The organism is Neobacillus vireti, from assembly GCF_001026695.1.
In the GTDB taxonomy this organism is placed as follows: domain Bacteria; phylum Bacillota; class Bacilli; order Bacillales; family Cytobacillaceae; genus Neobacillus; species Neobacillus vireti.
The window spans coordinates 17,647-44,203 of sequence record NZ_LDNB01000009.1; the positions used below are offsets into that span (position 1 = coordinate 17,647).

At 38.7% G+C, this 26,557-nt stretch carries 22 protein-coding genes; 15 read left to right on the plus strand and 7 right to left on the minus strand.

Going from position 1 to position 26,557, the window contains the following annotated elements:
* The first annotated feature begins 221 nt into the window (after window positions 1-221).
* A complete protein-coding gene (locus AA980_RS09900; protein WP_024027202.1) occupies window positions 222-1,163 on the plus strand; it encodes a sugar phosphate isomerase/epimerase family protein in 942 nt (313 codons plus the stop codon).
* Window positions 1,164-1,270: 107 nt separating this feature from the next.
* Window positions 1,271-2,473, plus strand: a complete 1,203-nt coding sequence (locus AA980_RS09905; protein WP_152681122.1) for a Gfo/Idh/MocA family protein — start codon at window positions 1,271-1,273, stop codon at window positions 2,471-2,473.
* A 138-nt stretch (window positions 2,474-2,611) separates the two neighbouring features.
* On the opposite strand, the gene AA980_RS09910 is transcribed toward AA980_RS09905, so the two are convergent.
* Window positions 2,612-3,463, minus strand: coding sequence for a helix-turn-helix domain-containing protein (locus AA980_RS09910; RefSeq protein ID WP_082195691.1), 852 nt, complete (start codon window positions 3,461-3,463; stop codon window positions 2,612-2,614).
* Window positions 3,464-3,752: 289 nt separating this feature from the next.
* Here AA980_RS09910 and AA980_RS09915 point away from each other — a divergent pair, with 289 nt between their 5' ends.
* On the plus strand, window positions 3,753-4,562 hold the full coding sequence (locus AA980_RS09915) for a TIM barrel protein (protein ID WP_024027205.1): 810 nt from the start codon (window positions 3,753-3,755) through the stop codon (window positions 4,560-4,562).
* A gap of 355 nt (window positions 4,563-4,917) precedes the next feature.
* On the opposite strand, the gene AA980_RS09920 is transcribed toward AA980_RS09915, so the two are convergent.
* Complete coding sequence (locus tag AA980_RS09920) at window positions 4,918-5,760, minus strand: helix-turn-helix transcriptional regulator (protein WP_024027206.1); 843 nt, start codon at window positions 5,758-5,760, stop codon at window positions 4,918-4,920.
* A 489-nt stretch (window positions 5,761-6,249) separates the two neighbouring features.
* On the opposite strand from AA980_RS09920, the gene AA980_RS09925 reads away from it, so the two are divergent.
* From AA980_RS09925 to iolI, 3 genes are read left to right on the plus strand one after another with little or no spacing between them, the layout of a single operon-like run.
* Window positions 6,250-7,686 (plus strand): sugar porter family MFS transporter, encoded by a 1,437-nt coding sequence (locus AA980_RS09925; RefSeq protein WP_024027207.1) that lies wholly within the window; start codon window positions 6,250-6,252, stop codon window positions 7,684-7,686.
* 47 nt (window positions 7,687-7,733) lie between these two features.
* Window positions 7,734-8,771: a Gfo/Idh/MocA family protein gene (locus tag AA980_RS09930; protein WP_024027208.1), complete on the plus strand. Its 1,038-nt coding sequence runs from the start codon at window positions 7,734-7,736 to the stop codon at window positions 8,769-8,771.
* A gap of 38 nt (window positions 8,772-8,809) precedes the next feature.
* Entirely contained in the window at window positions 8,810-9,664 is an 855-nt protein-coding gene (iolI, locus tag AA980_RS09935; RefSeq protein ID WP_024027209.1) for a 2-keto-myo-inositol isomerase, read from the plus strand.
* 45 nt (window positions 9,665-9,709) lie between these two features.
* On the opposite strand, the gene AA980_RS09940 is transcribed toward iolI, so the two are convergent.
* Complete coding sequence (locus AA980_RS09940) at window positions 9,710-10,474, minus strand: DeoR/GlpR family DNA-binding transcription regulator (protein ID WP_024027210.1); 765 nt, start codon at window positions 10,472-10,474, stop codon at window positions 9,710-9,712.
* A 642-nt stretch (window positions 10,475-11,116) separates the two neighbouring features.
* Between AA980_RS09940 and AA980_RS09945 the strand changes: the two genes are divergently transcribed.
* The 3 genes from AA980_RS09945 to AA980_RS09955 all read left to right on the plus strand — a co-directional run bounded on the left by AA980_RS09945 (window position 11,117) and on the right by AA980_RS09955 (window position 14,759).
* Window positions 11,117-12,094 (plus strand): sugar ABC transporter substrate-binding protein, encoded by a 978-nt coding sequence (locus tag AA980_RS09945; RefSeq protein ID WP_024027211.1) that lies wholly within the window; start codon window positions 11,117-11,119, stop codon window positions 12,092-12,094.
* Between the two features lie 135 nt (window positions 12,095-12,229).
* Complete coding sequence (locus tag AA980_RS09950; RefSeq protein ID WP_201779384.1) at window positions 12,230-13,726, plus strand: sugar ABC transporter ATP-binding protein; 1,497 nt, start codon at window positions 12,230-12,232, stop codon at window positions 13,724-13,726.
* Between the two features lie 46 nt (window positions 13,727-13,772).
* Complete coding sequence (locus AA980_RS09955; protein WP_034723385.1) at window positions 13,773-14,759, plus strand: ABC transporter permease; 987 nt, start codon at window positions 13,773-13,775, stop codon at window positions 14,757-14,759.
* A 310-nt stretch (window positions 14,760-15,069) separates the two neighbouring features.
* Here the strand turns inward: AA980_RS09955 and AA980_RS27580 are convergent, their stop codons facing one another.
* Both AA980_RS27580 and AA980_RS09970 read right to left on the minus strand, forming a co-directional pair.
* Entirely contained in the window at window positions 15,070-15,516 is a 447-nt protein-coding gene (locus tag AA980_RS27580; protein WP_328586680.1) for a PHP domain-containing protein, read from the minus strand.
* 87 nt (window positions 15,517-15,603) lie between these two features.
* The gene (locus AA980_RS09970) at window positions 15,604-15,819 is read right to left on the minus strand and encodes a DUF1659 domain-containing protein (RefSeq protein WP_024027216.1); all 216 of its coding nucleotides are present in this window, start codon (window positions 15,817-15,819) and stop codon (window positions 15,604-15,606) included.
* 572 nt (window positions 15,820-16,391) lie between these two features.
* Between AA980_RS09970 and AA980_RS09975 the strand changes: the two genes are divergently transcribed.
* From AA980_RS09975 to AA980_RS25765, 6 genes are all read left to right on the plus strand, one after another.
* Window positions 16,392-17,150 carry a hypothetical protein gene (locus AA980_RS09975; protein ID WP_156351161.1) on the plus strand — a complete coding sequence of 253 codons (759 nt, stop codon included), beginning with the start codon at window positions 16,392-16,394 and terminating at the stop codon, window positions 17,148-17,150.
* A 329-nt stretch (window positions 17,151-17,479) separates the two neighbouring features.
* The gene (locus AA980_RS09980) at window positions 17,480-18,553 is read left to right on the plus strand and encodes a hypothetical protein (protein ID WP_024027218.1); all 1,074 of its coding nucleotides are present in this window, start codon (window positions 17,480-17,482) and stop codon (window positions 18,551-18,553) included.
* Between the two features lie 40 nt (window positions 18,554-18,593).
* Window positions 18,594-19,346 carry a hypothetical protein gene (locus tag AA980_RS09985; protein ID WP_024027219.1) on the plus strand — a complete coding sequence of 251 codons (753 nt, stop codon included), beginning with the start codon at window positions 18,594-18,596 and terminating at the stop codon, window positions 19,344-19,346.
* Between the two features lie 6 nt (window positions 19,347-19,352).
* Window positions 19,353-20,015 (plus strand): hypothetical protein, encoded by a 663-nt coding sequence (locus AA980_RS09990; RefSeq protein WP_024027220.1) that lies wholly within the window; start codon window positions 19,353-19,355, stop codon window positions 20,013-20,015.
* A gap of 2 nt (window positions 20,016-20,017) precedes the next feature.
* Window positions 20,018-20,269, plus strand: a complete 252-nt coding sequence (locus tag AA980_RS09995; RefSeq protein WP_024027221.1) for a DUF4176 domain-containing protein — start codon at window positions 20,018-20,020, stop codon at window positions 20,267-20,269.
* A 460-nt stretch (window positions 20,270-20,729) separates the two neighbouring features.
* Window positions 20,730-21,698: an alpha/beta fold hydrolase gene (locus AA980_RS25765; RefSeq protein ID WP_024027222.1), complete on the plus strand. Its 969-nt coding sequence runs from the start codon at window positions 20,730-20,732 to the stop codon at window positions 21,696-21,698.
* Between the two features lie 109 nt (window positions 21,699-21,807).
* On the opposite strand, the gene mngB is transcribed toward AA980_RS25765, so the two are convergent.
* Entirely contained in the window at window positions 21,808-24,417 is a 2,610-nt protein-coding gene (gene mngB, locus AA980_RS10005) for a mannosylglycerate hydrolase (RefSeq protein ID WP_024027223.1), read from the minus strand.
* 171 nt (window positions 24,418-24,588) lie between these two features.
* A complete protein-coding gene (gene mngA, locus AA980_RS10010; RefSeq protein WP_024027224.1) occupies window positions 24,589-26,532 on the minus strand; it encodes a PTS 2-O-a-mannosyl-D-glycerate transporter subunit IIABC in 1,944 nt (647 codons plus the stop codon).
* Window positions 26,533-26,557: the final 25 nt, after the last annotated feature.

The window sequence follows — 26,557 nt, forward strand, 5'->3', positions numbered from 1 at the left end:
ATGTCCTAAAAGTATAAAAACATGTCTCCATAGTTTAATTACTAATAGAAAAGACTTTTATATAATTACTTGTAGAAACAAGGGAATGACAATCTAGAAGAGGGTGATTCATACGGAAATAATAACAATGCGAATTTGAAAGCGGATTCAATAAAATAAGTGAATGTTAAAGATGTCCTTAAATGAAAAATAAAACACGAAGACATGAAGGAGAAAATTCTATGAAACTATCTTATGTAACAGATAGTCTGGGCCATCTGCCATTTGAGGAGATGTTGGACTTTGTGGAAGAGTTAGGCATCGATACAATTGAAATGACTACTGGGGGCTGGTCCCCGGCACCTCATTTAAGATTAAACGATCTATTAGAAAGTGAGCAAAAAAGAAGTGATTTTTTACATAGTTTAGAAAAACGGAATATCAAACTGTGTGCTTTAAATTGTTCCGGAAATCCGTTAGACCCAGGTGAACTTGGCCAACAGCATCGGGAAATTACAGAGAAAACAATGGAGTTAGCTAACTTGTTAGGGGTAAAAAAAGTAATTATGATGAGTGGTCTGCCGGCAGGAAGTCCTGAAGATAAGATTCCTAACTGGATTACGTATACCGTCAGCTGGCCTCCAGTTCTGAAAGAAATATTAGATTATCAATGGAATGAGGTAGCTATTCCGTATTGGAAAGGTCTAGTGAAAAAAGCTGAAACTTGCAGAGTGGAAAAGATTGCTCTTGAAAATTTCAGTTCCCAATTAGTGTATAATCCTGAAACTTTATTTAAATTACGTAATGTAGTTGGACCAGTAGTTGGCTTAAACCTGGATCCTAGCCATCTTATCTGGATGGGAGCCGATCCGATCCTAGCAGCAAGAGAATTAGGGGCAGCGATTCATCATGTACATGGGAAAGATGTCCGGATTGAGCGGCACCTATCGGCTGTGAATGGTGTATTGGAAACAAAAGAAATTACAGATGTAGTGAATAGAGCCTGGAATTATGTAGCAGTAGGATGCGGGCAAGATTTGCAATGGTGGAAAGAATTTTTCTCTGTAGTAAAGATGGTGGGCTACGATGCAGAGGTTTCTTTGGAAATGGAAGACCTAACCATGTCAGTAGAAGCAGGGATCCGGACATCTATCAATGCATTACAACAAACACTTAGTTTTTAGTCCAAACAAAATATGTAATTTTTACATTCTATTTGTAAAGTATAGCCTTTATTGCGTATAGGTATCTGAAAATCCAAAAAATAAAACACAAAAAAAGAGAGGCGATTATCATGCTAAATGGAGAGAAAAAAATTGCAAGACCGCTGCGTTGGGGAATGATCGGAGGCGGCCGGCTTAGTCAGGTTGGTTACAAGCACCGTACCGGTGCACTAAGAGATCATACCGCTTTTCAATTACTAGCAGGTGCCTTTGATATAGATGCAGAAAGAGGTAAAGATTTTGGGGTCAATATCTGTATGGATGAAAGCCGCTGCTATCCTGATTATAAAACCATGTTTGCCGCTGAAGCAAAGAGAGAAGATGGCATTGAGGTTGTCTCCATTGCGACTCCTAATGGGACTCATTATGAAATTACAAAAGGTGCATTGGAAGCCGGTTTACACGTAATTTGTGAAAAGCCTTTGTTTTTTACCTCTGAAGAAGGGGAAGAGATTAAAGCTCTGGCAGAACAAAAAGGGAAAATTGTTGGTGTAACGTATGGATTTTCTGGGAATCAAATGTTACTTCAAATGCGGGCCATGATTGAACAAGGTAAAATAGGTGAGATTCGTGTGGTTGAATTGCAGTATACACATGGATTTAATGCAAATGATCAGGCTGATAAAACAAGTGATGCACAAAAATGGCGTGTGGACCCTAAGGTTGCAGGACCAAGTTTTGTTTTAGGGGACCTGTCCACCCATACGTATTATATGTCCCAACTGATTATGCCGCATATGAAAATTAAAAAATTGTTATGTGATCGGCAGAGTTTTGTTGGAAGCCGCGCTCCCTTAGAAGATAATGCTTTTGTTATGATGCATTATGAAAACGGAGCGGTAGGAAGACTTTGGACTTCTTCTATCAATGCAGGATGTATGGATGGTCATAGAATCCGTATTGTAGGTTCTAAAGGAAGTTTAGAATGGTGGGATAATAAAGGCGGCGAACTTAAGTTTGAAGTTCAAGGTGAGCCTTCCCAAACGTTCATTCGAGCGATGCCATACTTAGATGAAAGCTGTAATGCTGACGAACGTTTAGGGGCACTACATGTCGAAGGTTTGTCCGATGCCTGGGCAAATATTTATCTCAAATTTGCCATTGCGATTGATGCTAAAAATCGAAACGATGAGGAAACTCTGAAAAATCTAGTTTATCCGGATATTAATGCTGGTATTGATGGAATTCGCTGGATTGAAAATTGCGTTCGTTCTGCAGACAATGGAGCAGTTTGGGTAGAGATTGAGAACAAAAACCCTCAATTAGTGTAAAAAGTTTAAAAGTTATTAGTAAAATTGAAAAAGTAAAAGGCTGCCCCAGAAGCAAAGATGTATGGTCAGCCTTTTTTGATGGAAGAGGAAATTGTAGGATCATTTGTTGTGAATATATACACACATTAACTTGCCCTTTTACGGTTGATTCCTCCAAAGCTTTCGATACCTCTGCGGCGACATGCCAATCATTTTCTTAAACGCATTATTAAAGTTACTTGCACTGTTGTAACCAACAATATAAGCAATCTCTGTCACGGTCTTATCGGTATTTAAAAGATATGACTGTGCCTCTCCAATCCGCCGCCGGATGACGTACTGCATCGGCGATAAGCCAGTCGTGCTTTTAAACGCATGGGATATATAATACTGGTTCATATTCAGCTCGTCTGCAATATCCTGCAGGCTTATATCCTCTATATAATGCTCATCAATATAACTCTGTATGAGGTGCCCAAGTTCCTGTTCCTTTTGTTCCTCTTCACTTTCTTCACGCATGACAATCTCTCGAATCGTCAAAAGCAGTGAGCACAGCAGATGATACTCAAGTTCTGTGGATGGACTGCGGCTTAAAAAGTTCGTATGTAACATGCCCATAAGTGTACCGACTTCATGGTAACAACCCCTATTTTGAATAACCGGGCTGTATTTCTTCGGAAAAAGCACATTTGGTGCAAGCCCTTTAATGCAAACATTACCAATCGCGCAGCTTAAAATATCCATCCCGTTCTCCGAATCCGCAAATTCCTCATGCTTGGCCCCAGCGTTGTAAATTAAGATATCACCCTGCTTTGTCTTATATTCCTTCCCATCAATTATATGAACTCCATGGCCGCTTTGCATCTGCAGGATTTCTACCCTGTCATCATGTACATGCATCATCCGTGCTAACCGCGTCTGTATCCTATTTTCCGCGTTAATTGATAACAGATACGGTTGTCTTTCCAAATTACTTACAACGGGCGAATTTTTTCCAATTTTAAACAACATCTCCCCCCCTTAAAACACATTACCATTACATTAACCATAGATATTTATTTATATTATTAAAATTTTCAATGATTTCGCTGAATTATAACGACATTATTTGAAAATAGCAAGAATTTACAATGAAGGTTTGCTGTAACGGAAAAGGCAAGGAGAATTATGTGTAATTTAAGCAAGAATTGAAAATACAAAATGACGATAAGTAGATAAAATTTAACTTGTAATTCATTTTGAAAGTGTACACATCAATAAAAAACTTGTAAAAAATTAATTAGGATTTGGGGGAACAAAGATGTTAAAAAGAGATATCCATATCGAGTCTATTTATTCGGAACTTCCATTTGAAAAGCGATTTGCAGCAGCTAAAAAGGACGGCTTTGACTTTGTTGAAATGTGGGGGTGGGAGGATAAAGATCTTCCAGAGATGAAGAACCTGTTAGATGAAAATGCTCTAAAGCTTACGGCTATGTCGGGCGATGGTCCTTATTCCATGTGTGACCCGGCAAAAAGGGAAGTTTATTTGGAGTATATTAAGAAATCAATTGAAGCCGCAAAGATTGTTGACTGCCCGATACTCGTGATCCATTCAGACGCTTTGCAGGAATGGCCGCAGTTTGCCAAACCAATGTCAAGTGATTATTCGTATGAAACCCGTATTTGTGCAATGCTTGATGTGCTTAAAACCATTGCACCATGGGCTGAGGAAGCAGGTGTTACCTTTGTGCTTGAGGCATTAAACATTGAGAAAGACCATTGCGGGAACTTCTTGACTAAGACGAAGACGTCGGTTGATCTGGTTGCTGCCGTTGGTTCACCGAATATTAAGGTCTTGTATGATGCGTATCATATGTATTTAAATGAAGGTAAAATTTATGAGACAGTGGAGAAATATCTGCCATATATTGGACATCTTCATATCGCAGATGCACCTGGGCGTCATGAGCCGGGGACAGGTGTAATTAATTTTAAGAACTTTATAAAGCATTTAGATAAACTTGGATATAACGGATCGGTTGGATTTGAGTTTTATCCGCAAACAGATACGCCTACAGCAGTGAAGGCTGTTAAGGAGTGCTTTGATTATTCCTCAGTAGTTGGCTGAACCGCATGAAGGCTTTCGATAAGGTCGATAAATAAATGATGAATTGAATGTTTAGATCCTGTTAAACGCTAGTGTTGATTTTTTTCCCGCATTAACGGGCAGTAAGACCCCCACTTCAAGACTTAGAGTTTCAAGAAGGATAAGTGGGGGTCAACTGCCCGTAAAAGCCCGATTGGTTCAACTAACAATCAGTGGGGGATGGAAAAACCCCCCCACTGATTGAAGTTTCACTTTATCAAAAGGAACAGAGGGCCAGTTTGGTCCTCTGTTATTCCTTATAAAAAGAATTTATGAGTTTTGACTTTGAGAAATGTCCAGCACCAGGGCATACGTCGCTGACCAGGGCGCTTCCGCCTTAGCTCTTCTTCCTAAACATATAATCACGATATTTTTTAGGAGAAAAATTCGTTTGGTTTTTAAATGTAGTTGTAAAATAAGCAACATTGTTAAATCCACACTTAAGGGCAATTTCATTAATGGATAGATTTGAGCTGAATAAAAGGCTTTTGGCAGTATTTATCCGATAATTAATTAAGTACTGGTGAGGTGTAAAATTTGTATGTTTCTTAAATACCCTTGAGAAATGAAAGGGACTTACATTTACGTGGCTGGCGATAGCATGTAAATCGATTTTTTCACCGTAATGACCTTCAATGAATGCAATTGCCTGCTTTACTGTCCCTTCCAAACTATGTTCATCCTGGTTTGAGATCTTCTCTAATTCCAAAAGAATTTGGTGAATCATGACTGAGGATTCATGCTCATCTACTCTTTCATTTTCTAACATACTAATGATTCTGTCCAAACAATTTGGGATTTGCCAATTGTTCTTTAACGAAAAAACACAACCATTGTTTTCAAAAAGGCGATCATAATAATTTTTCGTTGCATTTCCTTTAAAGTGAATCCAATGATATTCTGTATTCTCTAATGCCTTATATAAATGCGGCTCATGACAATTAAGGAAAATAAAAGAATTCTCATCACCGATAAATTCATCATTTTTATAATGAATCTCCATTTTACCTTTTATAATATGGATGAAAAGAAACTGATCAAAATAATCTCTTTTCGTCTCGTAACTATTAGAAATGATATATCTCCCGCCGCTAAAAGGATAATAGAGAGCTTGTTTGGCGAAATTACTAGCTGTGTGGAAAAATAACTTAGAACCCGGTAATACCCCTTTTTCCTTCAACTCTTTTCAGCCTCCATATACAACAGTTACTATTTAAATGAGCAAGATTTTAAAAAAAGTAACATTTTTTTGTAATGACCTTGTACCATAAAGTATATTACCCTCAGTACCTGATAGCAATAATTTATAAATAAGACAATGAAACAATAAAATAGTCATTAAAAGGGAAGGAACTTTACGTTTCTTCCCTGAAAGTTGTGGCTTTTTTAATTGACTGTAAGCGTTTTTAATATTATCATTTATTCATAGATGATCAAGAGATAACCAAAATATAATAAAACTCTATTAATTATTACTATTTTTTTTGGAATTGCTGGAAAACGCTTTCCTAAAATGGCTATTGGTTGTCCCTAGTTGTCATAATATTCTCAATCCTCATACATAGTCCTTGGAGGTGACGGTCATTCGGTTTTGCGGGAATCTTTTAATGAAGATTGTGTATTAGTTTAAAATTGCTACAATTAAAATTTTCCATGGAGATGGTAAAAAATGAGTAATCAACTAACTGAGAAATCGCATAACCACAAAAAGGCATTAAAAAAGATTACCATCATATCCACATTTGGAGGCCTTCTTTTCGGATATGATACGGGTGTAATTAACGGAGCATTACCTTATATGGCAAGGCCGGATGAACTTAATCTAACCCCGGTTACAGAAGGTCTAGTTACGAGTTCACTTCTATTTGGAGCCGCATTTGGGGCCGTGTTTGGCGGGCGTTTAGCAGACCGTTTCGGCCGGCGCAAAATGATTCTCCATCTCGCATTACTATTTTTCATAGCCGCAATAGGATGTACGGTTTCGCCGAATGCTGGCATTATGATTATCTTCCGCTTCTTGCTGGGTTTGGCTGTCGGTGCCGCATCTGTCATGGTACCAGCCTTTTTAGCAGAAATGTCTCCAGCTGAAAGACGGGGAAGGATGGTTACTCAGAATGAATTAATGATTGTCACTGGACAACTTTTAGCATTCGTTTTTAACGCTATTCTAGGTACTACAATTGGGCAGGAAGCAGCACATGTTTGGCGCTATATGTTAGTCATTGCCTCACTTCCGGCAGTTGTCTTATGGTTTGGAATGTTAACTGTACCAGAAAGTCCACGTTGGCTGGCCTCAAAAGGTAAAGTTGGCGATGCCCTTCGGGTCTTGAAAGAAATCCGTGAACAAAGCCGTGCCGAAGCAGAACTTAAAGAGATTCAAGGTGCTATTGCACAGGAGTCCGGAATTAAGAAAGCAACATTTAGTGATTTAAACGTACCATGGGTTCGCCGGATCGTATATATCGGAATTGGAATCGGTGTAGTGCAGCAAATTACTGGTGTTAACTCGATTATGTACTATGGTACGCAAATTCTACAAAAGTCTGGCTTTTCTACAGATGCCGCACTTGTAGGGAATATTGCTAATGGTGTTATCTCAGTTTTGGCTACTTTCGTAGGCATCTGGCTCCTTGGTAAAGTTGGACGTCGTCCGATGTTAATTACCGGTTTGATTGGGACCACTACAGCTCTTACATTAATTGGCGTATTCTCATTTACACTTAATGGGTCTGCGGCGCTTCCATACGCAGTGCTTGGCATGACGGTTACTTTTCTTGCTTTTCAACAAGGAGCTATTTCACCAGTAACGTGGCTTATGCTTTCTGAAATATTCCCATTAAAGTTGAGAGGACTTGGAATGGGTGTTACTGTTTTTTGTTTATGGATTACAAACTTTCTAGTCGGCTTTTTCTTCCCAATCTTACTTAGTGCGGTTGGCTTATCGGTAACATTCTTCATCTTCGCTGTACTAGGTATTGCAGCTATTACATTCGTAAAGAAATTCTTACCGGAAACAAAAGGAAAGTCACTTGAACAGTTGGAAAATTACTTCCGTCATTATGGTAATAATGAGATAAGAAATGATGTAAGAAAAGTTGCGAATTAAAATGAAGGACGATGGTCCGGAAAAAATTTAGTAGGAGGAAGATTAACATGACTTTAGGATTTGGAGTAGTAGGTACAGGTGCAATAGGCCGCGAACATATTAATAGAATTACAAATAAATTAGCTGGTGGAAAAATTGTAGCTGTTACTGATGTTAATCAAGAATCAGCAAAACAAACGGTTGACCAATTTGGATTGGATGCAGTTATTTACCCGAATGATAAGGTACTCATTGCTGATGAAAATGTTGATGTTGTCCTTGTGACAAGCTGGGGTCCTGCGCATGAAGCGACAGTAGTAGCAGCGGTTGAAGCTGGTAAATATGTATTTTGTGAAAAGCCGCTTGCTACCACTGCAGAAGGCTGTATGCGAATTGTGGAAGCGGAAATGAAGCATGGAAAGAAATTGGTTCAAGTTGGCTTCATGCGCCGTTATGACAGTGGATATGTTCAATTAAAGCAGGCAATTGAAGAGGGGTTCATTGGAGAACCGTTAATAATTCACGCGGCACACCGTAACCCGACTGTTGATCCGCGCTATACAACAGATATGGCAGTCGTGGATACCCTTATCCATGAAATTGATGTCTTGCATTGGTTAGTCAATGATGATTACAAAACAGTACAGGTTGTTTTTCCGAAGAAAACCAAAAATGCATTAGAGCATTTACGTGATCCGCAACTGTTCATCATCGAAACAAAAGGCGGCATCGTGATAAATGTAGAAGTATTTGTGAACTGTAAATATGGATACGACATCCAATGTGAAGTTGTTGGTGAGGAAGGTATTGTTAAACTGCCTGAACCGGCAAGCATCAGCTTCCGTAAAGAAGCTACCTTAGGTACCAAAATTTTAACAGATTGGAAATACCGTTTTATGGATGCATATGATGTTGAAATCCAAGATTTTATGGACGCAATTGTTAAAAAAGGTGAACCACAAGGTCCGGATTCATGGGATGGTTATATTGCAGCAGTTACGGCTGATGCATGTGTAAAAGCTCAGCAAACAGGTGAAAAAGAAGCCATCACACTCCAAGAAAGACCAGCATTTTATCGTGAAACCACTGTTTGTGAAACTGTTTAGAAAATTAAATTGATTATAGAGATAGGGAGATGACAGAAATGAAACTATGTTTTAATCAAGCTACAACACTGGAAAACTCTAATCTTGTAAGGGATTTAGAGTATTGTGAAAAACACGGCTATGATTTCATTGAAATTCGTACGATGGACAAGTTACCCGAGTATCTTGAAGACCATACAATGGAAGATTTGGTAGAGTATTTCAATACTCATCATATTAAGCCGCTGGCATTTAATGCGTTAGTGTTCTTTAATAATCGTGATGAAGCTGGACACCAAGAAATTATCAATGAATTTAAAGGCATGATGGAAGCCGGCAAGAAATTAGGTGTTCAATATGTCGTAGCTGTCCCGCTTGTAACAGAAGAAAAAATATTAAAACAAGATATAAAAAACAGCTGTGTTGAGGTGTTGACGGAACTGTCAGAGATCGCTCAGCCTTATGGAATTAAAATTGCAGTGGAGTTTGTTGGCCATCCACAATGTACGGTGAATACGTTTGGCCAAGCATATGATATTGTTGAGACGGTTGATCGCGATAATGTAGGTTTAGTATTGGATTGTTTCCACTTTCATGCAATGGGATCCAAGATGGAAGATTTGAAAAAGGCGGATGGCTCAAAAGTCTTCATTTTACACATGGATGATACAGAAGACTTCCCTATTGGCTTCCTGACAGATGAAGATCGTGTATGGCCGGGGTTAGGTGCTATCGATTTAGATGGTATTCTATCAACAGTAAAGGAAATTGGTTTTTCTGATGTTGCGTCAGTTGAATTATTCCGTCCGGAATATTATCAACTAGATGCAGAAGAAGCGATTAAGACAGCTAAAGAAACAACGGTAAAGGTTGCTTCAAAGTATTTTGAATTTGATACAGTTGAAGTAGGATAAAAAGCAAAAAGGGATGGTTCAGAAATGGACTCATCCCTTTTTGACTTAATCAGCTATGATCAGTTTAATATCTTTCTTTTTCGCATAATCCTGGTACATTTCATTTGGCGCCATATCAGTTACAAGGTAATCAATCTTATCTAACCCGCAATAAGTCATTAAGCCGTATTTATCAAATTTATCATGGTCAACTAATAAAAATACTTCAGAGCTTCGGTTCACAATGGAAGCTTTTAATTCGCTTTCAAGTGGTGAAGAATTCGTAACACCATTTGATAAGGAAACTCCCGTTGAAGCCATAAATGCCTTATTAATATTGTAGGCGTTTAAAATATCCATGTATTTCAAGATCCCGAACGAATTTGTTTTTCTTTCAAGGATTCCCCCGGCTGTAATCACATTTAAATTTTCAAAAGGAAGTGCACTAATAATAAAATCAAGACTATTGGTGATAACCGTGATCTGTTTTTTATTGATAAATTCAATCATTTCAATTGTAGTTGTTCCTGAATCGATAAAAATGATATCTCCGTCTTTTACATAATTTGCTGCGGCCCTCCCGATCATTTCCTTTTCCGTCTGATTCCGTACTTGTCGGTCATGGAAAGATTCTAATTTTGCACGGTTGTCCTCGCTGACTGATACACCACCATAAACCTTTTTAAAATCACCTTTTTCAACGAGTTCCTGTACATCACGCCGAATCGTGTTTTTAGACACCTGAAATACATCCATCAATTCATCTAAAGATACAGATTTGTTTTTTATAATATACTCCTCGATTTTATTGATCCGTTTATCTTTAATCATTATAAATCACCCTTTATTTTACAAATAATACTCTTTTTGGTACCGTTTTCAACTAACCTATATAATAATATATATTACCAATAAATTATCAAAACTTCATCATTTAAATGGGTTTTTTAAAATAAATATTTAACGTGTTCATTTGGATTTAAATCCATGGCAATATTAGAGGGAAGAAATGATTAATAGAGTGGAAGAAAAAGGAGGATATAGATGAAACCAAGTATAAACTTGGTTTCTTTTGTCTACTTTTTACTACTTTTATCCTAATATAATTTTTTGAAAATAAAAAAAAATCTTGACTGGGGGCGTTTTTGAAATTATCATAAAGACATCAACAAATAATCAATATATAACAAATTTGGTTAAAATATTGTATGCACCTCAAATTGTAAACGCTTAAAAATAATATTTTTTTCGAAGTTATCCAATATTTAACCAAATTAAGAGTCAAACAGAGGGGATAGGTTAAGAAATTCTATTATCTATTTAAGGGGGTGAAGTACCTTTGGAATAAATATTAAATAGTCTTTAGGTACATTAAGGGCTGTGTACATTTCAGTTTAATGCATTTATTTTTGGGAATATTTTATGGCAGCCTGTTTCTTACATAAGAGTGAAATTAAAAAGGGGGAATTGTAGATGAATAAAAAATTAGTTGGCTTTCTAATGATATTTGTTTTGCTGGCGGGAATTCTTTCTGGTTGTGGAACGAATAGTGCCTCTGGGGGAAAAGATAAAAAGACTATCGTTATAGGAGCAGCAATGCCGATATTTGATGATAAATGGCTTTCCTATTTATATGATGCAATTAGAGCATATGACAAAGAACATGACGATGTAGAAGTTAAAATGGTTGATGCAAAAAATGACTCAGGTAAACAGCTCTCTCAGGTTGAGACATTTATTTCACAAGGTGTTGATGCCATTATTATCGCCCCTGCAGACACAGATACCGCAGGACCGATGGTAGATGCGGCTAATGAAGCAAACATTCCAGTTATCATTGTTAATAGAAAACCGGATGACAAAGCGATGAAAAAAATCTATGCCTATGTTGGTTCTGAATCTCTTGAGGCCGGTACCATACAAATGGAAAAAGTCGCTGAATTGATTGGAGGCAAAGGAAATATCGGCCTCATGAACGGGCAATTAGGACAAGAAGCTGCGGCAAAAAGAACAGAAGGTAATAAAGAGCTTATTAAGAAGAAGTACCCTGATATAAAAATCGTCCGTGAGGCTACAGCTAATTGGCAAAGGTCAGAAGCTATAACCTTAATGGAGAACTGGATACAATCCGGTGAACATTTTGATGCGATTGTAGCTAATAATGATGAAATGGCTATTGGCGCAATTATGGCTTTAGAGGAAAGTGGTAAGCGCGGAAACACCGTTATTGCCGGGGTAGATGGGACCATTGACGCCTTAAAATATGTAAAAGACGGTACATTAAACATATCTACATTCCAGGATCCCATGGGACAAGGGAAAGGTGCTGTCGAAGCAGCAATCAAAGCGGTAAAAGGTGAGAAGGCACCTAAAGATAACTTTATTAATATTCCATTCCAATTAATTACAAAAGATAATGTTGACGAGTTCATCAAAAAGTGGGAGAAGTAATCAGTAGCTGATTTAGGTGTACAAGAAACTCTGGCACCAAAAGCAGTATAAGTGAAGATACTAGTTTATAATTTCCAAGTTGGAGGTCGTTCAGAACGATTCCTGGGCGGCCTCTCTGAAATCATGATATAGGTGGTGACAAAGGTGACTGAATATATTTTAGAACTTGATAACATAACCAAGGAATTCCCTGGCGTAAAGGCTTTAGATGATATCCAATTAAAAGTGAAAAAAGGGACAGTCCATGGCTTAATGGGGGAAAATGGTGCAGGGAAATCAACCTTAATGAAAATTATATTTGGCATCTATACGCCTGACAACGGAACGTTGAAATTTAAAGGAAAAGATTTAGAGATTTCAGGACCAAAAGAGGCAGTAAAAAATGGCATTTCCATGATTCATCAAGAATTAAGTCCAGTCCCACATATGACCGTTGCAGAAAATATATTTTTAGGCAGGGAATTTTCTTATGGAAAGACCGGTTGGGTCAACAATAAGAAAATGATTGAAGAGTCGAGAAATTTATTTGAATCCTTGAATATGGATATTGACCCAAATGCAAAGATGAAGAATTTGAGCATTGCAAAAATGCAAATGGTTGAGATTGCAACGGCCGTTTCGTATAATGCGGATTTAATTATCATGGATGAGCCAACGTCCGCAATAACGGAAAAGGAAGTAGAGCAACTATTTGGAATTATCCGCTCCTTGAAAGCAAAGGGAGTTTCTATTATTTATATCTCACATAAAATGGATGAGATTTTTAAGATTTGTGATGATTTAACCGTATTCCGTGATGGCAAATATATCGGTACAAAAGGTACAAATGAAATTGATCAGGATACGTTAATTCAAATGATGGTTGGTAGAGAAATTAAACAAGTCTTTCATAAAGAAAAGGCAGAAATTAAAGAAGTTGCCTTATCTGTCCAAAACTTATCCTGCAAAGGGAAGTTTCAAAATGTTAGTTTTGAATTGAGAAAAGGGGAAATTCTTGGAATTGCAGGATTGATGGGGGCAGGAAGAACCGAGGTTATTGAAAGCATTTTTGGTGTTGACCCATATGATTCTGGTGATATTTATATAAATGGTAAAAAAGTGAAGATTAAATCACCACAGGATGCGATTAATCACAAGATGGCCCTATTAACGGAGGACCGGAAACTGACCGGTGCGTTCCTACCTATTTCCATTAAAGAAAATATGATTATCTCCAATATCAATAAATTTTTAAAGTTTGGTTTGATTAATCGGAAGTTAGTAAATGAAAAATGTAATCAACAGGTACAGCTTTTAAATATTAAAACGCCACATATTAATCAACTTATTATGAATTTGAGCGGGGGCAATCAACAGAAGGTGCTTCTTGCCAGATGGCTGCTGAATGATCCTGACATTCTTATTTTGGATGAACCGACCAGAGGTGTCGATGTTGGGGCAAAATCAGAAATTCATAAGATTATGTCAAAGTTAGCTCAAGAGGGAAAAGCAATTATCATGATCTCTTCTGAATTGCCGGAAATATTAGGAATGAGTGACCGGATCATAGTTATGCATGAGGGAAATAAAAAGGGAGAGCTAGCCAGGGAAGAAGCCAATCAGGAAAAAATTTTAGAACTAGCCTACAGTTAAATTTTTACAAAAATATCAAAGGGAGGTTCTTCATTTGAGTAATCCAATGAGCAGTCCAGTTTCTACGATTAAAGAAAATAGTAATAAATCCATCTGGAAAGAGAGTATTGCTCCTTTCATGAGCAAATATGGAATTGTATTTATTTTGCTTGCTATGATTATCGTCATGTCCTTTATGTCAGATACCTTTCTTAGGACCCAGAATATCCTGAATATCGTCCGGCAAATTTCATTTATCGGAATTGTGGCGATGGGTGTCACTATCGTTATTATTACAACGGGAATTGACTTATCGTCTGGTTCTGTTATCGCCTTAACATCTGTTTTGGTTGCAAGTGTGGCTCACCCAGGTGATTCGTTGATTGGAGCATTAGCTCTTGGGGCCGGAATCGGTATTGCTTGCGGTGCAGTTAATGGTATTATTACTGCAAAGGGAAAAATTCCACCATTTATCGCTACCCTAGGAATGATGACGGCAGCAAGAGGTTTAGCCTTACTGTTTAGTGACGGAAGGCCAATTCCAAATTTGTCAGAATCATTTATGTTCTTGGGGAAAGGTGTCGTAGCTGGCATTCCGGTTCCAATTATAGTGTTTATTTTAATTGGTATTATCTCACATATTTTATTAAGTAAAACGAAGTTTGGTAAATATACGTATGCTATAGGTGGTAATGAACACGCTGCAAAAATTTGTGGAATTAATGTTGACCGCTATTTAATATTTATCTATATGTATGCGGGTTTACTCTCGGCGATTGCGGGGATGATGCTAACCGCAAGGATTAGTGTCGGGCAACCAAGTATGGGCGTTTCTTTTGAGTTAGATGCCATCGCGGCAGCAGTAATTGGTGGAACAAGCCTATCTGGCGGGGTTGGTACAATTCCTGGAACCATTATTGGGGCATTGATTATTGGTGTATTAAATAATAGCCTTGATTTATTGGGGGTATCTTCCTATTGGCAGCAGATCCTTAAGGGTGCGATTATTGTAAGTGCTGTGTTAATTGATTCACGTAAAAATAAAAAGTCATAAGACTTTAATGAAGAATCCCTTTCCCCTGATTACTAAAAGGGTAGTGGAATATTTTGAGCAGATAGGCATGGTGGAGACGGTTAATCGTATGTTAGTTAATGCTGTTAAACAGGGAGGGGCTTGCTGTGGCAAGACCTCCTTAATTTTGGCTCAGACACCCACTCAGTAAAGTTTAAAAGCGATAAAGCACGAAAGCTAATAATAAAATAGCGTAATGGCCCTTTATTGATTGGGAATCTTTACGCACTTTTATTTGCATGCTGTTATTCACACAACTATTTTTATTGCTATTGGTTTCCTTTGTTCAAACTTATAAATATAGGTAAATCCACATTCCCTCGCTAAATGATAGGCTTCCGTCAGATTGGCGCCAACGGTTTCGGCTTTGTGTGAGGTCCGATCCGATGGTTAAAATCTCTCCGCCCAACTCCTTGTAAAGTTGGATAATATTCATGGATGGCAGAGTCTGTTTCAAACCTGCTCTGAGACCAGAACTATTGATTTCAATTCCAATATTCCGTTCGATGGCCTTTTTTAAAATTTGTTGGATGATTTCCTGATAGTCTTCAAATCGATAGATTCCATACTCTTTATAGCCATGGCACTTCATTAAATCTAAATGGGCGATCACATCGATGTCAGCTGCTGACACCATATTATACAATTCTTCAAAATATAGCTGGTAGCCTTGTGGATTATGTTCATTGAGTACAATTCGAAGTTTTTGGTTGTTTATATTATGGACGGAGCCTAGTATGAAATCTAAATTTAGGTGTTTAAGAGTTTGATCATATTGATCCGTTAAAAGATGGGGTTCACAAAGTTCTAATCCCGGCTTTTACTGTTAATTGGTCGCGAAATTTCTCCTGGCAATAACGAACCTCACTAAAATATTTGTCAAAATCCATGTGCCCATAGGTTGGCGCAACAACTGATCCACTGTTGCTTCTTTTTTCACATTGCTAAATGTTTTAGATTTGTAAAGTGGATTCCCTTCGTCATCCATCCCCGCTTCAAACACCAAGCGAAGCTTCGTCCCTAGTAATAATCCCTTTGCCATTGTTACCACCTCCTTTCACCTTCTATATACGGCTTTTTAGGTGAAAAGGACAGGGTGGGGGGAAAAATATATGACTGGTAGGGTTATTTTTCCTGGAGGTGAAGGTCCTTTCTTAGGAGTTTTGCTACAACTAAGAAGATTAATCTATTGCATTGTCGCGAGGCATTGCCTGAAATGGAGGACTAGGTAATAGGCACTACTCAAATATCTATTCTATCTGAAGGAATATCCATGGTATGGTAAGTATTAGGGGCAAGGGGCAAACAAAAAAGTACCGTGCTCAAAGTCAAATAAGATTGCTAGAAGGGGTGCAAAATCTATTCCGCTTCGAATTTGATGTAACAAGCATGCAAGGTAATCACTTAAGGTATTTTCATCAAACTTCTTATTAAAAATGGTTTCAGGTACTACTTTATCTTGAAGATTTATTTCTATTTTTGTACACCCGAAATTTGTCATTATAGCATGTAAAAATACACCATATTTTAGTAAAATAGAATCAATTACATAGTTGTAAGTCCATTTGACACTTACACTTTTTTTGCAAAAAACAGAAATAAAAGAGAAGGTAGATGACCATGACTGTTGCCAGTTCACTAGAATTTTTAAATGAAACGCCGATAGATGAAGAACTTCCTCCATCACAATCTTTATTGCAGCAATATGAAAAGATGATTGTGACAACCTTGCTACGCTCTTTTGCGCTTGATTTTATGATTAAGGACCAAAATGGTGGGAATGTAGACACTCCATTGACTGCTCGAAAATATGGATTGAAGGATGAGGCCGCCCAAGGTCGGTACGGTAGCCGGGTCGAGTATATGGATAATAGTAGTTTATATCATAGTGCTCAGAATTATAAAGATAAAAACCGTCAGGCATCGGAATTGAGAGATAAAGGTCAACTTAAAGATTCCTACACCGGGCAAAAAATTGCACGTAATGAAAGGTACGATTTAGATCATACCATTGCTGCAAAGGAAATTCATGATGATCCCGCTGTTTACCTAGCAAAATTAAACGGAGTGGATTTAGCCAATTCAGAAACCAATTTAAATCATACCAATTACTCTATTAATCGATCAAAAAAGCAAAAAACTATGACTCAATTTTTAAATGATATGAAGGACAAACAAACAACATATGATGCCCGTATCAATGAATTGAAGAAAAAAGGGATGTTATCCGATCAAGAAAGAAAAGAATTAAACAAGCTTGATAACTTACGTAAAGCAAATGCGGAAATGATGAAGGAAGCAGATGCTAAAGCAATTTGGAGAGTATACGGAAAAGCTCGTTTTTTAGCTGAAACGAGCTTTTTGTCATTTTAAAATGATTCCAACGGAGGGATTTTCGTATCGGGGGACAGACCCCAATGTCTGCAACCTTCTCGGGACTATAGCCTCAATTCCACCAGAAAAACATGCCCGCCTTTTCCCCGCAAATAGTGCCTGACACCTAATTTGTGCCATGTGCCGTGAAAAAGCGGTTATTGGTCCTTTTTATATATTATACTATTGAAGTTAGGAATTTTCTTACATCCGATTCCTAAAGTATAAGTTCAAAAAAAATTGGAAGCCGAAAAGGCAGCTACTAAAGTTATGGCAGAAGCAACAGCATCTGCCATGAATAGATCTTATGGCAGGTGAATGTATTGAGTATGATTAAATTGAATGTTAATGAAGTCATGCACGTTAATACAAATATTGGACGAAATATCGTCAAACTTTCAGCATCTAAAAATAGCTTGTCATCCCTTTCACAAACGATTGATGCGCAAGTTTTGGCGCGGAGAAATATTGGTGCAAGAATAAATACTGTCTATAAATCTTTAACCGAGGTAGAAATGGACCTTAGGAGTCTCGTTCAATTCATCAATGAATCTATGGACAGGTATTCTTCTGCTGATAACCATTTATCGGCCAGGGCATTGACGCTTCTTAGCTCCTTTAATAAAAATGCCCAAAATGTGGAAATGAAGGGTACGCAGAAGTCTTCGCCCACTAAAAATAGTGAGCGATGGGATCGAAAAGTCGCTGGTATCCTGGCGAATTCAGAAATTGGCGCCGCAAGGGATCTTTTAATCGAACTGCCGAAAGGCGCCTTACCAGTCTATTATAAAATCCCCGGATTTAGGATAGACGGAAAATATATGAAGATATTAAACAGTGAAAATTATAAAGGCGGCGAAGGTTTAGCAAGAAGATACACATTGGATAACCTGACGGCTGGCAAATATCCGAACGCGTTGAAATTATATAATTTGAATCGGGCCGTCAGTAAATTAGCGTTAGTCTCCAAGTCCCTACCATGGATGACAGGGGCTGCCGCAGCCTACCAAGAACTAACCATGCCAAAAAGCATCTCGACAGAAAGAAAGATTAGCAATGCTGTCATCACGGGAGGAACTACTGTTGGTCTTGCCATTGGAGCAGCAGAGGCGGGGGCTGTTATTGGAGGAGCAGTTGGCTCTGTGATTCCAGTCGGAGGAACGATCGTCGGAGCGGTAGTTGGTGCTGCTGTTGGAGTTGGTATTGCCTATGGTGTAGATAAACTTCTCAACTGGAACTTTATCGGTACAGGAAAGGATAAAAAGTCAGTTATGAGTCTTGTAAAGGATTTTTCAGGCGATCAAGTTGAAAAGGCAGCAAAATCAGTTGGGGATTGTGTTAGAGGAGCTTCTAAATGGATAGGCGGGCTGTTCCATACTGAAAAACCTGCAACAGGTGGCTAACAGGCTGAAAGTAAATTACATGCCGGAAGGAGAACAAAAGATGAAATATAAATTTTCCGCAATTGAAATGGCCCTGTTATGTTCCATTTTTCAACATCCCTTACCATTAATAGTAGAGGATTCGTTTGGAAATGTCTCGGAAAAGGATATGCGTAAGGAGGAGGAGTTTGTCCTTAAGGATTTCAAAAATCGGGGATATTTTTCAGTGGATGATACCGATTATAGTATGCGTGTAGACGAAACGCTTACCGAAACACTCATGTGTTGTTTTCAGGCTGATAAAGTGGTGTCACTGCTTGAAGGTGAACAGATAAACAGTGCTTTTTATCTCACTTCGGGGCAAAATGTGCTAATAAAGAAAGTGAGTGGACTATATGAAGTAACCCTTTTTGAAAATGAAGAAGAGTTTAGCGAAAGCTTCTTAACGGCAATCCATTTGAAACAAAGCGAAAACACTCTGGAAGTTCCCCCGTTTCATTTTCAGTTAGCAGCAAAACAGTTTGAAAAATTACTTACATACTATGAAAAAAATAAAAATGAAAAGATGAAGGAGCTATGTAAGGAGAATTTTCCCGAGTGTAAAATGATTCTCGATCATATCCATTTACATGATTCCATAATTATTCTTACTGAATATATCGGGAAACCTTGTACAATCTTAACAAAGTTTCATTGTTATCTTGGCGGAATCAGTTTCATTAAAAGCATTTATTCGGAAGATGGAGATTACGTCATTTTGGCCCGATATCCTTTTGGGGATTTACCCAATATTCTTTTCGAAACGGAGGTGTAATGAGAAATGAATCTCCCAGAAACGAAATCATTGCCTGCAGAAAGGCGTTTATATCGAAAAAATGTCCTGTTTTTGACGATTTTTTTCTTTGCCATTAATGCCTTTGCAACATTGGTAAGCTATCAGTTCTCTTCCGTTGTTCCAAAATGGATAGAATACGCATCATATGCCGTTTTTACAGGAAGCTTTGCGATGTTTATTTACGGCTTTTGGCTTCGTTCTCGCTACCAATTAAAGCACCAGTTTGGATTCTTCACGTCGATTTTTTTACTATTGATGAGCATTCATTTTTACCTCATCTCAAATATCAGTTATCGGGCCGACCAGGATGCCGGCAGGATTGCAGAGCAGGTAAATTTCCTAAGATTTTCATTTGTAGAATATGTGATTGCTGTTGCGTTATTATCCTTGTTAATCTATATCTTATCATCTCCGAAACTTTTATTTAGAAAGAGTAAAAGTATCAAAGGGTATGTAGCTGCGATTGCTGGAGGCATTTGCTTAGTAGTTGTGACCTTCGCTGGAATGCTTATGGTTAAAGATGTCTTTTTTGTTCAACCTGAAACGGTGAAAGTACCATATGAGTTTTTAATGGCTTCTGTCATCATCGGGTTTGGCAGTATAGCGGTATTCATTCTTATTTATCGTTCAAAGAAGTGGGGGAAATAGAAATGGAAAAGTATTTACCAATTGGTTCTGTTGTCCAATTAAAGAGCGGCACAAAGAGGATTATGATCTATGGCCGAAAACAGCAGCAATTAAAATCGGATCAAATCTGGGATTATATTGCCTGCCTTTATCCTGAAGGAAACATTAATGAAGAGTATATGTTCCTGTTTAATCATGATCAAATTGAGAAAATCTATTTTATTGGCTTCCAGGACGAAGAAGAGCTTGCATTTCAGAAGGAACATTTTGAATAGGGTTCACTGTCACCGCTCGAATAATCTTGTTTCACAGCATTGTTCCACGGAATAACTCTTTTGACTTCCAAAAAGAATTAAGCCAGAAATAACCTAGGAAAATTACCTATGTTATTTCTGGTCTTTTCTTTTAATAGATTCCAACTTTACTCCACATAAGTTGCGCAACCGCCGCATTCTGTTGCACTCCAGTGTCACGCCTCGAATTATGCATTCTATTGTTGCAAATTAGCATATGTTTTTATTGATTAGTAAAATTGCACCATGGTATATTTTACCTATATGGTATAAAACATATAACGTGATTAAGGAGGATGTCGTTTTTTTTTTGCTTTTATTAAAGTCTTTCATATTGTAATAATTTCCTAATAAATTGTACAAAAAAAGTTTTTTAGAAAGTGTTGGGGAACGATGCCAAATCATTTGCATAGGAAAAATTATGAAATTAGGAGTTAACAAGATGATAATTGGGTTTACAGTAGTTGTGTTGGTAGTTCTACTTGGGATTGTGTACGAACAGGTTTCAAGAAATCGGGATGCGCGAAGATCCCTTCCTGGTCAAATGATGGATGTGGATGGCTATCGTCTCCACATGATCGATCGTGGTCAGGGCGGGCCCACAGTCGTCCTGCTTCATGGTGCGGGAGATTCTACTTATTCATGGCTCCATATTTGCAATGAAGTTAGCATGTTTACCCGAGTGTTTACTTATGACCGCCCAGGGTTGGGATCAAGTGGTCCGGGGCCTGCGCCAAGCCCCGATCATACCATTAGGGAACTTAATAATCTATTAAACAAGGCTGGAATTCCAGGACCATATGTGATTGTCGGTCATTCTTTAGGCGGACTTATTAGCCGGCTCTATGCTTTGGAATATCCCGATAAGGTGGCAGGCTTGGTCTTCTTGGACTCTACCCATGAGTTTTTAAAGGACGATGTTAAATTCAAACAGGGATTCGCCGCCCTCGGTTTAATGCTAAAGATGTTGCGACTTCTTTCTCCGTTTGGAATTCCACGGTTTCTAGGAAACGTGTTAGGTATTCTCCCGATGTTTGGTAACGAGAAGTCGTATTACAAACAGCAAATTAGTTTCGATGAATACAAACAATGGAGAGGAATCATCTACAGCAATATTGCCGGTAATGCTGCTGGAGCAGAATTTAAAGAGGCTTGGTCGCATTTGGACGCTGCGGTGAATCGATTGAATAATAGTGCGGAAAAACCTCAGTTTGGAGACCTTCCAATTGTGGTGGTGAACAACCCAGGATTTGGTGATAACTGGACGGAGATGCAGAGAGAACTTGCTTCCCGCTCGACCAACCATATCCATAAGATTAGTGATCGCAAGGGGCACAGCCTACAGATGCCGCGGCCGGAATTTGTTATTGAAGCCATAAGTCATGTTGTTGAACAGGTACGGAAGAAATAGATTCCGGTGCCTGTCACGCCCCGAATAATGTCGAATTCTTCGACATTATTCGGGTAGTGACAGGCACTTTTTTTAAGGCTTTTTTACCTTTTTCGGTGCCTGACACCGGTTAAAATAAGACTGTCTTGACTTGGTTTTGTTTTATTGAAAGATAAAATTGATTATTTTCAAGCTTCAATGGAGCAACTGCTTTTTCGTTTAGGTTTCCTTCTTGTGCATGGTCAATGGAGCGGTTCACTGTATATGATGCTTGAGATTCTGCTTCTGTCGGATTAAAGAACCGGACCACGAAGCGATCTTCTTTTTCTGCTTTTTTCAATGTGCTCAGAACAGAAGTATTGCTTGTTTCCTGAAGGAAACTAAAGCTTAACGGTGTTTTTACACCAGATGGATTCAGCTTCATTGCATTATGCGGTATTTTATTATAGGTCTGGATTGGTGTCGTAAATTCCTTTGCAATTCTGCCGATGTTTGCAGCTGTAGTTGAGCCTTTATGTGTTGTAATCGCAAAGCTCAGCTCCATTTTGCCGAGCATTTGTGAGTCAGGTGTCGGTAGTTTAATCCCGGATGGGCGGCCAGGTCTTCGTAGCATTTCTTCCTTTCCTAAAACACCGACACTGCGGAATAGGGTAATCGCAATCGAATCGTCGCTCTCCCCGACAATTTCAAACTCCCTTGTACTATTGGTTAATACACTGATTCCGTGTTCCTGATCAGATAAACCAACGAAGGAAAGCATTGGATAAATGGAGTCGGGGCGTTCATCCCAATCTTCTTCCTGCCAATAATCCATAGCTGAATCATACACATTGCGCTTAATGAATCCAAATTGATTATCAGATATAGAGAAGGATGAAGCGATACCTGTTGGAATTATCGTGCGAAGACGATGGTCTTTCGCTTGATTATCGATTTCAACATCTACTTTTATCAATGGCTGGTGATTAGGAATCGTAATCGTCCAATGAACATCAACATAACGATCGAATTTGTTTGATTTTCGCTGTTCTAAATCTCCAGGTACATTAAGCTTTAACTGAATGTCAAGCTGGGCAGCGTATTGATTTTGGGCGATTTTCACTTCTGCCTTTGTGTTAGTACTATAAATAAGTGTTTCATCTGGTAGTGGAGAGAAGTCATATTCGTCTCCATCATCTCCGCCATTTTCTAACAACAGCACATCGTTAAATTCCTTTTCAAGCTGCTTATCCCAAATTTTCAATGTTCCGTTTGGATTCACGGATACCTTATAATAGTCCGTTTCGATGGTTTCCTTTTCGGCAAGGGTATTGGTCATCTTGTTCTCGGTGCTGACGACAAAATAGGTTTTATACCCAATGGCCGGAATAGAATCCTTTAGTTGAATCCTATATTGATAGAATGGATCGTAGTTTCCGTAGTGAACGATTTGACGGTCAATTAAGCCTGGATCCATTTCTTCTTTTTCCAAAACCTCAAAAGGAATGGTGTTTCCTTCCGCATCCTCAAGTGTAAAAGAAGGAAGCTTAGTAATAACGGTAGTAGTCACTACCTCTTTTCGTTCATAAGGCAACAGGTTAAATGCTGTTAAGCGGTCCTCTTTACGATCCGTATCAATGGAATCAGTGATTTTGCGCTTGTAGTATTCAATCAGTTGATCGGTCTTTTCCTCTGCTAAGAAGAATCGGTTCATGATTTCACGATGAACTTTATCAGAGCAGCAGCAACCGATACTATCATGGGCATGGTTTTTCATGATTTCTTTCCAAATTAACTCAATCAAGCCATGATGGTATTCAAATCCTAATGAATAAGCAATGGTTGCTAATGGTTCTAGGATGTTAGTGATTTTATTTTCAATTCTAGTGTTTGCCGCCTTAATATCCATCCGGGTAGAATAGATACTTCTGTGGACACGCATATATTTTCCGTCTAAGAATTCCCCTTGAAGGGTTGGTAAGGCTTGATTTTTTTCTAATTCGGTAAAGACATTTTCGTATTTACTCAAGAAAAATTCACGATCTGGGTATAGGTTTTGTAGTTTCTCAATAATAGTAAAAATATTCTTTTGGATCGGCATTTGGTCATGTCCGTTTGGAAGAATAATGTTCTCTGTCGTTGCCCCACGGTCGAGAACCGAAAAGTATTTATCGATTCGCTCCTGCAGCTTTTCCTCATCCTCAGGCAGATATTTTCCGATTGCATAGCCAAGAGGGAAGAGTTGAACGAGAACTTTTGAGCCCTCATCACTTTCCCAGTAAAATTCAGTTTTATCGGTACCATGACGCTCAGAGGTACCACGCCAGAAAATCGAATATTTTATATCAAATCCATTTAGGATTTGCGGCATTTGTGAAGATTGCCCAAAGGAATCAGGCAGGTAGCCGATCATCATCGGTGAACCAAACTCTTCACTGTCCTTGATCCCGTAAAGGAGATTTCGAACGATGGATTCTCCGCCGACTACCATTTCATCGGTTTGCGTATACCAGGGGCCAATGATTAGTTTGCCTGCTTGGACAAGCTTTTTCACACGTTCTTTATTTTCTGGTTTCACCGCAAAATAGTCTTCCAGGATTGAGGTTTGACCGTCTAATACATAGTATGGATAGTCTGGATTCGTTTCGAGCATTTCCAGGATTTCTTCCATATTGTTTACAAGTAAAATTCGAGACTCTTCGGTTGAAAAGTACCACTCTCTGTCCCAATGCATATGGGGTACGATATGAACTTTTTTCATGATGTCCTCCTAATAAAGTAGGTACCTAGAGATTCCCTAGGTACCGTATTTTTTTGGCTAATAGGAAAGTATAAATTTTTTCAAAATTTACACTTTCCTATGTCGCATAAGTGCAACTACGCCTCTGTCTTCGCCTTAAGGCTCGCCAATCGGCGAGTTTTCTTTATCCTATTATGCTACGTTTTGTGTAGTGGAAACTTCTAAATTTCCTTTTTTTAGTTTCATTTTTCTTGTTGCAATTAAAAGAACCATGGATATCAGTGCTCCGATTAATGCAGCGCCTAACCAAATGCTTGCCGCTATTAAGGCTTGCTGGCCTTGTAATAAAGCTAGAGAGAAAATTCCTGCGCCGGGTACGTTTAACCCAATATTAAAGAAGGCAACAATCGCGCCTGTAACAGCAGAACCAGCAACTAATGAAGGGATTACGCGTAATGGGTCGTTAATCATAAATGGAATTGCGCCTTCTGTGATTCCTGCTAGACCAAGCAGCCATGTTTGTTTTCCAATTTCTTGTTCTTGCTTTGTGAAGTACCTTTTGCCAATAATGGTTGCCCCTGTAACTGAGAAGGCTGAGACCATTTTTACTGAAGCAAAGGCTGCGTAAGGGATAAAGTTTCCGCTTGCCATTGCACCAATACAGAAGGTGTAGGCTGCTTTATTCACTGGACCACCTAAGTCGAATGAAACCATGGCACCGAGGATTGCTCCTAAAATAAGGGCATTCGCACCAGATAGACTTCCCAGCCAATTGATTAAGCTTTGATTGATCCAAGCAAGTGGTTCACCAATCACAAATAACATAATCGAACCGACAACAAGTGTTCCGACAACTGGGTAGACCCAGAAGCTAATAAATCCTGCAAACGTTCCTTTTGGTTGAATCTTTTTCTTTAGGAATTTTAAGAAGAAACCTGCTAAGAAACCACCAAGCATACCGCCAAGAAATCCACTGCCAATTAAGTTGGCTGCGACACCGGCCGCAAAACCAGGTCCAAGTGCGGGCTTGTCCGCAATGGAGTAGGCCATATATGCGGCTAAAATTGGAACCATTAATTGTCCAAGCAGTCCGCCACCAAGCTGTCTTAATAACCAAAGCCAGGAACCTTCTTGGGCATACACTTCTTGAAGGTTAAAGGCTTGAGAGATTAAGACCGCTGCCGCTAAGGTCATTCCACCGGCAACAATGACGGGGATTATATAAGAAATACCTGTTAAAATCGAGTCTTTGATTTCGGTTTTAAATGATTTTTCACCGTCTTCCGAGGAAGATTCAGCGATTTGAGCAGGATTGTATTCTTTCTTCGGTGCCGTTTCTGCTTTTTCTAGTGCTTGTTGAATTAAATTCGATGCATTTCTTAATGGAGCTGCAACTGAAGTTTTCAACTTGGGTAAGTGGGCGAAACGTTCCTCATTTTTAATAGCAACATCATTGGCAAAGATAATTGCATCCGCTTTTTTCAATAGAGCAGTCGTATGGCGGTCTTCAATACCATTCGCCCCTTGTTTTTCAACAAATACATCGACACCTAGTTCGTTTCCGGCTTTAATAAGTGCTTCTGCTGCCATATAGGTGTGGGCAATTCCAGCAGGGCAGGCAGTAATGGCTAAAACGGTTTTGTTTTGTTTCTTTACTGCTCGTTTTTCCTCTTGAGACTCTGTTTTGTCTAGCTGCTCAAATAATTCTGTATTCGTTTTTGCTTTGAGGAGTCGTTCCTTATAAGCTTCGTTGGATAATCTTTTTACAAATTCCGCAAGTAAGGCAAGGTGAGTGGAACCTGCTTCATTCTCTGGTATGGCAAGCATGATCACAAGCTGTACCTGATTGGTTGGATCAATGCTTTCCCAGTTAGTTAATGGCTTTTTTAGCGTCGCGACTGCAAAAGCGGCTTCCTTGACGGCTGTTGACTTTCCGTGTGGAATGGCAAGACCGCCTTCAAATCCTGTAGGAGAAAGCTTCTCCCTATCTAATACAGATTGAAGGTATTCAGCTTCAGAATATAGCTTTCCGGCTTCACCAAGCTTTTTAACTAAGTAGTGGATGACATCTTCTTTAGACCCGAATGTCTTTGCCGTACTGATTAGGCTTGGTGAGGTAAGGGTTTGTAGTTGCATTTGGTTTACCTCCTGTATTTCATTT